At 43.2% G+C, this 12679-nt stretch carries 9 protein-coding genes; 4 read left to right on the top strand and 5 right to left on the bottom strand.

The window, feature by feature from the left end:
• The first annotated feature begins 134 nt into the window (after positions 1-134).
• Complete coding sequence (locus BET10_RS16280; protein ID WP_070986651.1) at positions 135-2510, top strand: bifunctional diguanylate cyclase/phosphodiesterase; 2376 nt, start codon at positions 135-137, stop codon at positions 2508-2510.
• Between the two features lie 75 nt (positions 2511-2585).
• Here the strand turns inward: BET10_RS16280 and metE are convergent, their stop codons facing one another.
• Positions 2586-4859 (bottom strand): 5-methyltetrahydropteroyltriglutamate--homocysteine S-methyltransferase, encoded by a 2274-nt coding sequence (metE, locus tag BET10_RS16275; RefSeq protein ID WP_070986650.1) that lies wholly within the window; start codon positions 4857-4859, stop codon positions 2586-2588.
• 287 nt (positions 4860-5146) lie between these two features.
• Here metE and BET10_RS16270 point away from each other — a divergent pair, with 287 nt between their 5' ends.
• Together BET10_RS16270 and BET10_RS16265 are read left to right on the top strand one after the other, a co-directional pair.
• Positions 5147-6034, top strand: coding sequence for a LysR substrate-binding domain-containing protein (locus BET10_RS16270; protein ID WP_070986649.1), 888 nt, complete (start codon positions 5147-5149; stop codon positions 6032-6034).
• Positions 6035-6093: 59 nt separating this feature from the next.
• Positions 6094-6843 carry a YdcF family protein gene (locus BET10_RS16265; RefSeq protein WP_070986648.1) on the top strand — a complete coding sequence of 250 codons (750 nt, stop codon included), beginning with the start codon at positions 6094-6096 and terminating at the stop codon, positions 6841-6843.
• Between the two features lie 22 nt (positions 6844-6865).
• Here BET10_RS16265 and BET10_RS16260 read toward each other — a convergent pair whose 3' ends face one another.
• Positions 6866-7618, bottom strand: a complete 753-nt coding sequence (locus BET10_RS16260; RefSeq protein WP_070986647.1) for a Nif3-like dinuclear metal center hexameric protein — start codon at positions 7616-7618, stop codon at positions 6866-6868.
• 154 nt (positions 7619-7772) lie between these two features.
• Here BET10_RS16260 and BET10_RS16255 point away from each other — a divergent pair, with 154 nt between their 5' ends.
• Positions 7773-8162: a hypothetical protein gene (locus BET10_RS16255; RefSeq protein WP_070986646.1), complete on the top strand. Its 390-nt coding sequence runs from the start codon at positions 7773-7775 to the stop codon at positions 8160-8162.
• A gap of 72 nt (positions 8163-8234) precedes the next feature.
• Here BET10_RS16255 and BET10_RS16250 read toward each other — a convergent pair whose 3' ends face one another.
• The 3 genes from BET10_RS16250 to BET10_RS16240 all read right to left on the bottom strand — a co-directional run bounded on the left by BET10_RS16250 (position 8235) and on the right by BET10_RS16240 (position 12647).
• Positions 8235-8774: an SRPBCC family protein gene (locus BET10_RS16250; protein ID WP_070986645.1), complete on the bottom strand. Its 540-nt coding sequence runs from the start codon at positions 8772-8774 to the stop codon at positions 8235-8237.
• A 105-nt stretch (positions 8775-8879) separates the two neighbouring features.
• Positions 8880-11840, bottom strand: coding sequence for a pentapeptide repeat-containing protein (locus BET10_RS16245; RefSeq protein WP_070986644.1), 2961 nt, complete (start codon positions 11838-11840; stop codon positions 8880-8882).
• 198 nt (positions 11841-12038) lie between these two features.
• Positions 12039-12647, bottom strand: a complete 609-nt coding sequence (locus BET10_RS16240; protein WP_070986643.1) for a transglycosylase SLT domain-containing protein — start codon at positions 12645-12647, stop codon at positions 12039-12041.
• Positions 12648-12679 lie beyond the last annotated feature (32 nt).

The following is a 12679-nucleotide window of genomic DNA, read 5'->3' as shown; positions in this document are numbered from 1 at the left end:
AGTAAAGTTTTTGCGCTCATCCACGCGCCACAAACAGCTTATTTGTTTCTAAAATGCTTTTTTTTGCGCAATAATGTGTCGTTTGTCTTACAAGTAAGTTAAATTGGTCTTAATTGCATATATGAGTGATGTGAATGCTTTCAAACAACAAACTAGAATCAAAAACTGAGCAGCTTAGCATCATTAATCAATTTTCTTCATCCCTGCTGCAAATCACGCAACTTGATGAATTATTTGATTATGTTACTTCTCAGGTGGTAAGCCGTCTGGGTTTTGTTGATTGTGTGATCTACCTTGCTGACGAACAGAGTGAGTTTTTAGAAGAAGTCGCTAGCATGGGTGTTGCTCACCAAAGTAATGATTATAAAGTTGCACAAACCAAAATTCCCATTGAGCAGGGGATAACGGGACATGTCGCCAGAACGAGGCAAGCTTTTGTCTCTGGAGACGTATCGGTCGAGCCGATGTATATCGCTGACTCAAGACCTGCTTTGTCTGAGATCTGTGTGCCTTTGGTGTATGAAAACACCCTCCTTGGCGTGATTGATTGTGAACACCCACAACGCGATTATTTCACAGAAGGACATCTACAAATTCTGTCTACGGTTGCACATTTGCTGAGCGCTAAAATTAATCAGGTAAAAACCCTCAACAACCTTACAAAAACAATAGAGCAACTCAATCAAGCACAGCAACTAGAGCAGTGTTTGTTAAAAATCGCCAATATTACCTATCGCTCGCTGGACTTAGAGGCGTTTTATGATGAGTTATATCAGATCATTAACAGTCAGTTACCCGCTGAAAACTTTTTTATCGGCTTATATGACAGATACAGTGATATTCTCGAAATTGACTACCTGATTGAGGGTAAAGTTAAATGTAACGCACACCAGCGAGTAACTAAGGCACAGATCAAACACACCGCCTCTTACTTTACCTTAACTTCGGGCAAACCCTTGTTGTGTAATACCCGAGAGTTTGAACGCCATATTGAGTTGGGTAATTTCCAAATGGTGGGCCAGTCACCTAAGTCTTGGCTTGGCGTGCCATTTGCTGTGAATGACCAGTTTCAAGGCGTGATCGTTATCCAAAGCTACACACAAGACAGAGCGTTTAACCATCATCACTTGTCTATTTTAACTTACATCAGTCGTCAAGTGAGTATGGCGATCGACAGACAACTATCACGTCAGGCATTGGAACACAGAGCACTACATGACGAGCTAACTGGACTTGCCAACCGCTATTTGCTGCTGGAACGTGTAAAGCACGCCATCTTGAGTTTAGATAGAGAAGATGAGGACAGCTCACATTGCTTACTATATTTGGATTTTGATCGCTTTAAGAGTATTAATGATGCGTTAGGTCACGATGTGGGCGATCGATTTTTAGTCGCCATAGTTAACATGATCAAAGGCTGTATCCGTCGCACTGATACCTTTGCCCGACTCGGTGGTGATGAATTCGCTATTTTCATTGAGAACGTCAAAGATAAAGAGCAGGTGTCTCTAGCGCTTGAACGCATCAATGAGGCGATTGCCAAGCCACTGTATATCGATGGTCACGTACTACAAGCCTCCACCAGTATCGGCGTTGCGTTTACTGATGACGCCACAGATAATGCCATTACACTGCTGCAACAGGCAGATGCCGCAATGTATGAAGCAAAATCTAGAGGCCGAGGCCAAGTGTGTTATTTCAATAACGCCATGCGAAAAAAACTTAAACGTCAGGCAGATATAGAAAACGACCTGCAACATGGCATTCAAAACAATGAGTTTGAACTTTACTTTCAGCCTATTTTTGCGCTAAACGATCCCCATGTTGTGAGCTTTGAAGCCCTTGTACGTTGGCACCACCCCAAGAATGGCTTAGTACCACCCAATGACTTTATTGTGATAGCTGAGCAAACCGGACAGATCATCGAATTGGATTTGCATTTACTCAAGCTCGCAGCACAACAACTGCAAAGCTGGCGTCAAGAAGGCAGCCCGATGATTCGAATCACCGTTAATGTCTCATCAAGGCACTTTGCTAGTCTCGATTTTGTCACCTATATGCAGCAGCTGTATATTGATTATCAACTTCCCAACGGTGCACTTTGTTTAGAGATCACTGAGTCTGGTTTAATTGAAAACCTAAAGCTTGCAACCAAAATAATTCAAGGCCTAGAGCCTCTTGGTGTGAAGCTTTATTTAGATGACTTTGGTACCGGTTATTCTGCCTTAGGATATCTGCACCAATTACCCATTCACGTATTAAAGTTAGACAAAAGCTTTGTGGATCAACTAACTCACAAAGAAAACCCTTTGGTCGATGCTATTCTGTCACTGGCCCGCTCACTTGACTTAAAAGTGGTTGCAGAAGGCATAGAGAACCCGAAACAGTGGGCTTTGTTAAAACGTAAGGGCTGTCAATTTGGTCAAGGTTTTATGGTTTCTAAACCGCTGCCAGCAAAACAAGCTATGCAATTTCTAATTGACAACACCCAAATGACCTTGTCGATTTAAGAATGTTGATACATTTCAGAGCAGACATATCGTGAAAAAGCCCATGCTGATATGGGCTTTTTTATTTTAGCTTAATCAACCAAGTTCGTTACGCAATTCCTTGGTAGCGCTCACCATATTAGCCAGCGCCTGACGAGTTTCTTCCCAAGCCCGAGTTTTGAGGCCACAATCTGGGTTAACCCATAAACGCTGAACCGGAATTTTCTGAGCCGCTTTATGTATCAGCGCTTTCATCCAGTCCACTTCTGGTACATTAGGACTGTGAATATCATACACGCCCGGTCCAATATCATTCGGATAATCAAAGTGCTCAAACGCCGCTAGCAACTCCATATTTGAACGAGAAGTTTCAATGGTGATGACGTCCGCATCCATATCAGCTATCGCTGCGATAATGTCATTAAACTCGGCATAGCACATATGCGTATGGATCTGAGTTTTGTCTTCAACACCACTGGCTGACACCCTGAAAGCATACGCCGCCCAATCCAAATAACTTTGCCACTGACTCGCCTTAAGTGGCATCCCCTCTCTAAATGCGGGTTCATCAATTTGAATAATATCGATGCCAGCATTTTGTAAATCAACTACTTCATCTCTTAGGGCCAATGCGATTTGGTTAGCGATACAGGGCTTGTCTAGGTCATCACGAACGAAAGACCAAAACAAGATTGTCACAGGCCCTGTTAGCATGCCTTTCATCTTTTTCTCGGTCAGTGACTGTGCGTACTTCGTCCAAGCCACTGTCATTGGCTTTTGACGAGATACATCTCCCCAAATAACGGGGGGTTTTACACAGCGTGAACCATAACTTTGTACCCAACCAAATTGAGTAAACGCAAAGCCTTCTAGCAATTCACCAAAGTACTCAACCATGTCGTTACGCTCAGCTTCACCGTGCACCAACACATCTAAATCCAGTGCCTCTTGCTCCTCCACCGCATAGCGAATCTCAGCCTCCATTTGCGCTTGATATTGCTCAAATGGCAGATTACCCGCTTTAAAATCACGCCTTGCTGCACGAATAGCCTTTGTTTGTGGAAACGAGCCTATCGTTGTCGTTGGCAATAAAGGCAAAGATAAGGATGCTTGTTGTGCTTCGATACGCTTAGCAAACTCACTATTTCTTTGTCCATCACGCTCAGTCAAAGCAGCTACGCGTTGTTGTACTACTTGATTGTTAACACGTGATGAAGTCAACCGAGCTTTAACTGGTGCACTGTATTCCTCCAGAAGCTGTTCATCTTGAGCAACTAACGCTTTTTTTAACAGTGCCAGCTCTTGCCCTTTTTGGGTCGCAAATGCCAACCATGAGCGTAGCTCGCTATCAAGTTTCGTCTCTTGCTCTAAGTCAACCGGCGTATGCAATAGTGAACAAGAAGGCGCAAGCCAAAGCTTATCTTTTCGCTTAGTAGCCACACCTACAATGCTCTGGTAAAGAGCTTGTAAGTCAGTACGCCAAATGTTTCGACCGTTAACAACACCTAATGACAGTACTTGCTCAGGCCTCAATGTCTCATGCAATTGCGCAATATCATACTGGCCTGCGACACAGTCAAAATGTACGCCATCAACCTGATATTCGCTAATGTCTGCAAGATAATCACTCACTGAGTCGAAATAAGTCGCCAGTAGTAGCTTTACACCCCGACCTGACTGCAGCTCAAAACTCTTTTTTAGTGCCGCACGATAGTCATCGCTGACCTCCAAAGCAAGGACTGGCTCGTCAATTTGCACCCATTCAACGCCCAAATCTGCAAGCTTGCTTAAAGCCTGTTGATACACTGGCAAAATACGTTCAAGTAAAGCCAACTTCTCAAATGGCTCCTTAGCACATTTTGACAAGTGTAAGTAAGTAACGGGGCCTACCAGCACAGGTTTAACCTGATGCCCTAACGCTTGTGCTTCTTCAACCTGCTCAAATAGCTCAGACCAAGATAGCGTAAAGGTTTGGTCTTGTTCTAGCTCAGGTACAATATAATGGTAATTAGTATTAAACCATTTCGTCATTTCACTGGCGGCGCAGGCACACCCAGTTGGGGCCTTACCTCTACCAATACGAAATAGCGTGTCTAAGTTGATTTCTTCGTTATGGTTGCGATGGCGCTCAGGCACGGCTCCGAGCAATAAACTTGTATTTAAAACATGGTCATACCAAGCAAAGTCCCCTACGGGTAAAAGCTCTACGCCAGCTTGAGCCTGCAACTTCCAGTTTTGCGCTCTAATTTCACGTCCTTTTTCAATCAGTTCATCCTGTGTGATCTTGCCTGCCCAATATGCTTCTATGGCAAATTTTAGTTCGCGCTTTTTTCCGATGCGGGGAAAACCCAAGTTATGTATTTGTGTCATGCCTCTCTCCTTTGAATGTGTAGATGTCTAGAAATCTATTTGATGAGCAGTGTGAATACAAATGATGCTTTCTCAGGAGGAAGTTGAATAAAATTAATTTGTATTTTTTGAAAAAAAGTTAAATAAATAATGACAACGCTGTCAAAAATAATGCTATAGTGATTTTGTTAAAAATTAATCATCGATTGCTAGTTTTCTAGACGTCTAGACGTTACTATTAGGTAATGACTGAGATTCAAGCAGAGCAATCTGAGTTTAACTCACACTAATAATGAGATTTATTAAAGATGATCGACATAAAGCATTTGAAAACCATCGCAACCCTTAAAGACACTGGTTCGCTTGTTAATACGGCCCGTGAGTTGTTCTTGACGCAATCAGCTTTGTCACATCAAATTAAAGACTTAGAAAATAAACTTGATTGTCAGTTATTCGAAAGAAAGACCCAACCGGTGCGTTTTACACCACAAGGTATGTTATTACTAGAACTTGCCAATGACGTGTTACCTCGTGTAGAAGCAACAAAATGTCGTTTAAAAGAGAGCCTAAATCAGCCAATTTCTCAACTGAGACTCAGCGTTGAATGCCATGCATGTTTTCACTGGTTATTACCAACCATAAAAGAATTTAATAACTTTTGGCCTGATATCAAAGTCGACTACGAGCGGGGCTTTAGCTACGACGCGATCCCTGAACTATTAGAAGATGAGCTGGATTTGGTGCTCACTTCGGACATGCGTGAGCAAGATAAACTTGAATATGCGCACCTGTTTGATTTCAAACTCAAGCTGATTGTCTCACCCGACCATGAATTGGCTAAAAAAGCCTATGTAACCGCATTAGATCTTAAAGATGAAACCATTATCTCCTACCCTATTCCGCGCGAGAGACAAGACATCTTCAAACACTTTATACAAAATGCACGCTTTGACGGTACATTGAAAACCGTTGACCAAGGGCTACTCATTTTTCAACTTGTCAGTGCGGGCATGGGCGTCGCAGCATTACCAGATTGGCTGGTTACCCCTTATGAAAGCCAAGGCCTTATTAAATCTATCCCTCTTGGGGCGCTTGGTCTTAATCGCCCAATGTACCTAGCGATGAAAAAAACCATGAAGGATAACCCTGTGTACAGACACTTTTTAAACACCTGTAAACAGAACAATTCTCGTTAAGCTATGATTTTTGTGTAATATTAACTAAACTGAACCCAAGCTAATTGATTGGGTTTCTTATGTTTTTGTTTAAGAAAGTGCTTGGTGGCCTACTGATGCCACTACCACTGTCATTAATTATTGTTGCAATATGTTTGTTATTTGTAAGCAAAGCCAACCTGAAGTCATATATTATGCTCTGGCTTACGGTGATCGCGCTGTGGTGTATCAGCACCCCATTTTTTGCCAGTAAGATTACCACCTCTGCTGAATCACAATGGCACACCTTCGATGTCAGCAAACACCCAAAAATAGACAAAATCGTGGTACTTGGTTGCGGCGTCCATCCTAATAGTCAGCAACTTGCCAATGCGCAGCTCACAGGCTGTTCATCAGCCAGACTTATCGAAGGGCTAAGATTGGCACATCACTATAAGAGTGCCGAGCTGATTGTGTCGGGTCACCAAAGTGCCCCACTTATGAAACAGACAGCAATAGCGCTGGGTATCCCAAGCGTTCGAGTACGTGCTAACCCATCCGCTATGGATACTAAAGACGAAGCAAAACTGTTAGCGCCCTATTTAGTGGATAGGCAGGTTGCCTTAGTGACGTCAGCCAGCCATATGGCACGCGCAAAGAATTTATTCTGGGCGCAAGGGGTCGATACGATTGCAGCCCCAACACAGTTTCATAATCTGCATAACGCGCCAGATTATAAGCAGTTTATTGCGCAAGTCTCCGTACTTGAAGCTGTCACCACGCATTATCATGAAATGTTAGGAACGCTTTGGATAAAGGTTCGACGAATAATCGATCCAGAGGCGCTCTAAGCGCCTCTTTAAAAAGCTTTGTTTAAACTGGGTTATCAATATCAGTAAAGGTGACGTCAAAGCCGTATTGCTCAGCTAAGTATTCACCAAGCGCCTTGATACCGTAACGCTCTGTAGCATGGTGCCCTGCCGCAAAAAAATCAATACCTTGTTCATTGGAGCTATGAATCGTCTGCTCTGAGGCTTCACCTGTTAGATAGGCATCAACGCCTCGGCTGGCAGCCAAATCAATGTAACCTTGCCCACCGCCTGTGCACCAAGCTATGGTTTCTATAGGTTTATCTCTGACAATGTTAATGAGTGGCTTGCGATTAAGCACGGTGGCAATCTTTTCAGCAAATACTTCACCAGACATTGGGGTTCTTAATCGCCCATGGACTGGAACACTTGTCGGCCCGCTTTCAAGCCCACCTAGCACCTCAATATCCAAAAGTTTTGCAAGCTGTGCGTTATTTCCAAGCTCTGGGTGGATATCAAGCGGGAGGTGATAGCCATATAAATTGATATCATTGGCTAGCAACGTTGCAATACGGCGCTTTTTCATGCCGGTGATCACTTGTGACTCACCTTTCCAAAAATAGCCATGGTGAACCAAAATAGTATCCGCTTGTAGCTCTACTGCAGTATCAACCAATGCCTGACTGGCAGTCACCCCTGTCACAATCTTGCGAATATTTTCTGCTCCTTCGACTTGCAGACCATTCGGGGCAAAATCTCGGATTGCGTCGGGTTTTAACAGCTCAGTTAGAGTGTGTGTAAATTCTGAACGTTTCATGAAGTTACCAGTATTATTTCTGAAAATTTGTCAAATTCTGGCGTTTATACAGCCAAAATGGAAGCAAAACCCTTAAAAAATTGAAAAATTGCGCAAATATGGGTATAACTACTCATTAATCTTAATCCCGCGTATAAAACGACTAGGATCTACGATGAGTAAACTAGATAAAACTGAAGTATTAAGCGCTTTTGAAGCTGCTTACGAAGCTGCCCACGGCAAAAAGCCTGAGATCACAACCAAACCTGGTTGGTACAGCATTGATGGCGGGAAAAACCTGCGTCTTGCTGACGTAGCAGCACTGACAGAAGAGCTTACTTCTGGTTCTTCAACTAAGAGTGAAGCACCAAAGGCAGCACCTGCAAAGAAAGCGGCTCCAGCTAAAAAAGCAAAAACAAGCAAAGCTGCTCCTGCAAAAGCACAAAAGAAAGCGGCTTTTAAAGTCGTTAAAGAAAACGCTGAAGGCTATACAGCCGAAGAGTTTTGGATAGCTGAGCTTGCTGGTAAAGACCATGATTGTCGCCTGCCACGTGGTGTTGTTTAACACTCACGTTTTGTAGCTATAAAAAAACCGCATCTTGCGGTTTTTTTATGTCTGAATTTTGCTTTCGTCCAGTTATTCTACTGGATGTTCAAGCACCTCTTTGAGATTGTCTAGCCCCACTTGTAAGTCATCACCCAACATTTGCTCAAAGTCCATAAGTAACAACATTAAATTCATCGGGTAATCCATATGACCGTTAAAACCCCACTTAACTTTTGTACCATTGAGGGTGGATTCAGTGATCATATAAGCAGGATCGGTTGACTGGAACGGCTCTTTAAAGCGCAGTTCAAAATCGATACGTTTGTTTTCGTCAATCTTGATGATCTCCTGCTCGCCTACCCCAACCTCAGGGTGCTTACTTCGCCAAGCAGAAACAAAACCCACGGTGCCGTCCTCTCCTCGGTACTCGGCTTCCATAGCTGGGTCCATCTGCGCCCACGTACTGTAGTTACTTTGGTTTTTTAACAACTTGATATAAGAAAATACCTGCTCGAGGGGTTGCTCAATCTCCACTTCACGTTCCACATGATAGCTATCAGCCACAAACAGCGCGAGAATAAATGGTGAGGCGATAATCAGCAGCAAAATGATTATTATTTTTTTGAACATGCTTTGGTCCTTTTTTAATTATCCATCATCAAGCATAGACGATTTTACAGCTTCAAGAGAAAACTCACTAAGATGCTTGTTGCTTGGAAGTTAGCATAAAAAAGCTTACTCCATAATTGCCTCAGATAAATCCACCTCACTTAGGTCAACCTTGCTTAAGTCTACACCGATTAAAACTGTACCTTTTAATGTAGCCCCGCGAAGCTTGGCGTGATCTAAAATAGCATTGGTTAAATCTGCATCGGTTAAATCTGCATACCTTAAATCTGCATTGGTTAAATCTGCATCGGTTAAATCTGCATCGGTTAAATCTGCATCGGTTAAATTTGCATTGGTTAAATCCGCATTGGTTAAATCCGCATCGGTTAAATCTGCCTTGGTTAAATCTGCCTTGGTTAAATCTGCATGCCTTAAATCTGCATCGGTTAAATTTGCATTGGTTAAATTTGCATTGATGAACGTTGAACCCAATAAGCGAGCTTGAATAAATGTCGCGCCTTCAAAACAGGCTGAGTTTAGTACACAGTGACGCATATTAGCGTGGTCAAATTCAGCGCTCGCGAAATCTGCATAAGACGCATTAGCAAAAGTCAAAGACGCGCCCACCCAGCTACTTTCTATCGCGCTCACGCCTTGCAACCTAGCTTGAGCTAAATACCCCCCCACAAAGCTGACCCCATTTAGATTACTATTTTGTAAATTAGCCTTTCTTAGATCTTTGAATTCAAAATTGCACTGTTGTAAATCGATATGAGTAAAGCACCGAGCAGGTAAATAGTCTCTAGCCACCCCTGCCCCCTGTGCCCGTAAAAGCCACTGAGAAAAGCTATACCTATTTTCTAAGCTCAAATCCGAAACATTTTCGGTAGCACAGCCACAAGCATGATGAATCGCCAGCAGCGCCACTTCGGCATTACGGGCATATTTTTGCATCTCACTAAATGTGGCCAATTGAAGCTCTTCAACGGGCATGCCTTTGCGCAGTGTCCGCGAGAACAGTCCCGCAAAACATGTTTGCCATTGCTGCACATCGTCTATGTGACGTAAACCCACCTCATCTACCAAAAAATTAAATATATACTCATCTAATGCTGTGGGGCCACTGAGTTTTGCCCAGCGTGCCTGTGCGCTTATCTGATCGTAGCCCACATCTGGGTCTGCGATGTTGCGATTGACCTCACTGGTAATTGCTGCCACTTCACGCACAATGCGCCGAGCAATTAAGTACTCACCAAAGCTTTTGTGAGTAAATTCAAAGGTTTTATCTTGCCCGTCTAATAACTCACTTTGGCGAAAGTAAAACGCGGTCAATAAACGAGAGATCCCCGATTTAGCGCTTTCTTGAAATACCTCTAGATATTTTGTGACGCGGCTGCTCTCACATTGTTGCTGAATTTTGCTAATGCTGGCCACACGGCCATTACCATGCCAAACTGCTAAGGCAATTTCTTCTAACACGCGGATAAAATGCGGCTTCTCTAGGTCTCTCGTTTGCTTATAGCCACCATGATCCCACTGCCTGTGATACACCGCATCTAACAAATCCTGATAGATTTGGTTAAGCGTTAAGTGCTCATCAAAAACTACTTCCCCACGCTCAAAACTCAACGCCACCAAGTAATTCAGTAGCGGCTCCTGCGTAATGGGTTGCAGTTGGCTGATAGCCAATGGTTCGGGTAGCTTTTCATAGCTTACTCCTTTGGCCCGACCATAGTTTTGCCACCAAGTATCACGCAAATCCGTTGCCAGCAATTTCTCAGGGTCGATATACTCGCTATCATCCGTATCTTCATCCTGCTCTACAAAATAGGGCAGCACATACAATAGCTGTTGTAACCCCCTAAGCTTTGCTGCTACCGACTGAACCGCCATCTCTCGACCCGTGATCAATGCTTGCCATTGGAAACCCGCATCGTTAAAGCGGTTTATTTTACTGATCACTTCTTCAACAAAGTGGTTAGCGGTCTCAGCCGCTAATTTGCCTTGCATAGCAAGCTCATCTAGTCCGTCAAAAATCAACAACACTCGATGTTCTTTTTGTTTCTTATTCAATGGGTTAGTGGGTAAGTATGGGTCTGATTCTACATAACGGGCGAGCGCATTAAGTAGGTCATCGCTTGGGTCAAAGTGGTGCAGCGGAATAAACACCACACGTATTTCTGGGCGCTCGCGCACCATAGTGGCTGCAAACATTTTCGCAAATGATGACTTACCGGAACCAGGACCCCCACTAATCACTTTAATGGCGCAACTCTTATTAAACTGTATCGCCCAATTGTTTATTTCAGCGTGCAGGTCAACAACCTGTTTTTTTGTATTAGACACTGTGCTACGCAGCAGCTCTTGCTCATCGTTATCCACCGCCACTTTATAGTAGGCATTAAGATTGACATACACTTGGCTGAGACTAAACGCCTCAGCAAACATGCGTTGGTTAACCTGTTCTTGTAACCACACCTTATACACATGCCAACCTCGCTGCTCTTTGGTGCAGCTTGCAAAAGGGCTTTGCAGGTGCTCAGCAACGCATAGGTAATCTTCTCGGTTGTTGTGCCATTCTTTATGTAGTGCCAAAGCAAAGCTTTGTTTTAAACGAGCGAAAAAACCTTCTGCGTCTTGTGCGCGCATCCCTAAGCTTTCAAGCCAAAAAGTAATGGCCGGTTTGATATGCGCAAATAACGACAGGTTTTCAGGGTAGTCAAAGAAGTCAGGATTAATCCCAAGTGGCACGTCGTTCAGCTGTTTAGCCATATTATCACTCAGTGCTTCAACCCCTGTATCATCAAGCTCACACTCAAATAAGTCTTGATAATCAGGTACTAATTCACAAAGCGTCGCTTGCAGGCTTTTAAACACCAATACCCACGCAGCTTGCTGTGGGTTTTTCTCAAACCCTAAAACGCTGGAGGCCTCAACAAAGTTTTCATATAGGCCTTTGCTGTCAGCAAATACACCAGCAACCGTCGCCTTACCTAGGCTTTTAAATAGCTCTTTGATAGGTAGCTCAAGTGGCTTATTCCAAATTGAAACGGGCTGTTCCAAAGTTAGATCATACTGATTGCTCATAACGGGTCCTTGCAATGAGGCGTAACCATGACGCACAAAATAATAACTTTTAACTACAATACGCAGGTAAATTTAAATATCCAGTACTTTCATGTCGTTAATCAATTGAAATATTACTTAGGAAGTTTATCGTGCGGGTAATGTTTGCACAGTAAAAGGAGGGAGTGAGAGGCCGCAATAGCAGCCTCTCAATAAAATTTAACCAAACAAACGTTCAAACCAGTTTTTGTCTAAGTCTTCTTCACAGCGTTTGAGCTGTGCGCCATAACGGCTTGCACGATGCTTAACCTTATTGGCCACGGCCATCAACCACTTCTTCTTTCGGTATGTGCCGCGCTTATACCCACCCCAACCTTCATGATAATTGAGGTATTGTGCATAAGCGTCCCATTTAGAAACACCATTGATTTTATGAGTTTTATAAACAAACCAAGCCATAAAGTCGATAGCATCTTCAAAGTCATCTCTATCTGCACCTGAGTTACCCGTTTCACGAATATAATCACTCCATGTCGGAGTTTTAGCTTGAGAATAGCCATATGCAGAACTTGCACGCCCAACTGGAATAAACCATAAGAAGTATTCCATAGGTGGTGCAGCATCATGTTTGAAGGAGCTTTCTTGGTACATCATTGCCATTAATACATGTTTTGGCGATCCCCATTTGTCTTGAGCATCACGCGCATCGTAGTACCAATCTTCTTTTTCCTTAAAAATCTTACAGATATCATTGGGTTGTTTTGGTGGAGCTGTTGCACAACCAGCTAGAAGTAACACTACAGGCAATAAAATTATAAATTTTTGCATTTTTTTACGAACCCATTGAACTTTTATAAATA

The sequence above is a fragment of the Pseudoalteromonas amylolytica genome (genome assembly GCF_001854605.1).
Lineage (GTDB): Bacteria > Pseudomonadota > Gammaproteobacteria > Enterobacterales > Alteromonadaceae > Pseudoalteromonas > Pseudoalteromonas amylolytica.
This window is presented reverse-complemented; position numbering and strand designations above follow the sequence as displayed.

Excerpts from the sequence above, each read along its gene's own strand:
- BET10_RS16280 (WP_070986651.1), top strand. The coding sequence starts at position 135 with ATGCTTTCAAACAACAAACTAGAATCAAAAACTGAGCAGCTTAGCATC.
- BET10_RS16270 (WP_070986649.1), top strand. The coding sequence starts at position 5,147 with ATGATCGACATAAAGCATTTGAAAACCATCGCAACCCTTAAAGACACT.
- BET10_RS16245 (WP_070986644.1), bottom strand. The coding sequence starts at position 11,840 with ATGAGCAATCAGTATGATCTAACTTTGGAACAGCCCGTTTCAATTTGG.
- BET10_RS16250 (WP_070986645.1), bottom strand. The coding sequence starts at position 8,774 with ATGTTCAAAAAAATAATAATCATTTTGCTGCTGATTATCGCCTCACCA.
- BET10_RS16260 (WP_070986647.1), bottom strand. The coding sequence starts at position 7,618 with ATGAAACGTTCAGAATTTACACACACTCTAACTGAGCTGTTAAAACCC.
- BET10_RS16265 (WP_070986648.1), top strand. The coding sequence starts at position 6,094 with ATGTTTTTGTTTAAGAAAGTGCTTGGTGGCCTACTGATGCCACTACCA.
- metE (WP_070986650.1), bottom strand. The coding sequence starts at position 4,859 with ATGACACAAATACATAACTTGGGTTTTCCCCGCATCGGAAAAAAGCGC.
- BET10_RS16255 (WP_070986646.1), top strand. The coding sequence starts at position 7,773 with ATGAGTAAACTAGATAAAACTGAAGTATTAAGCGCTTTTGAAGCTGCT.
- BET10_RS16240 (WP_070986643.1), bottom strand. The coding sequence starts at position 12,647 with ATGCAAAAATTTATAATTTTATTGCCTGTAGTGTTACTTCTAGCTGGT.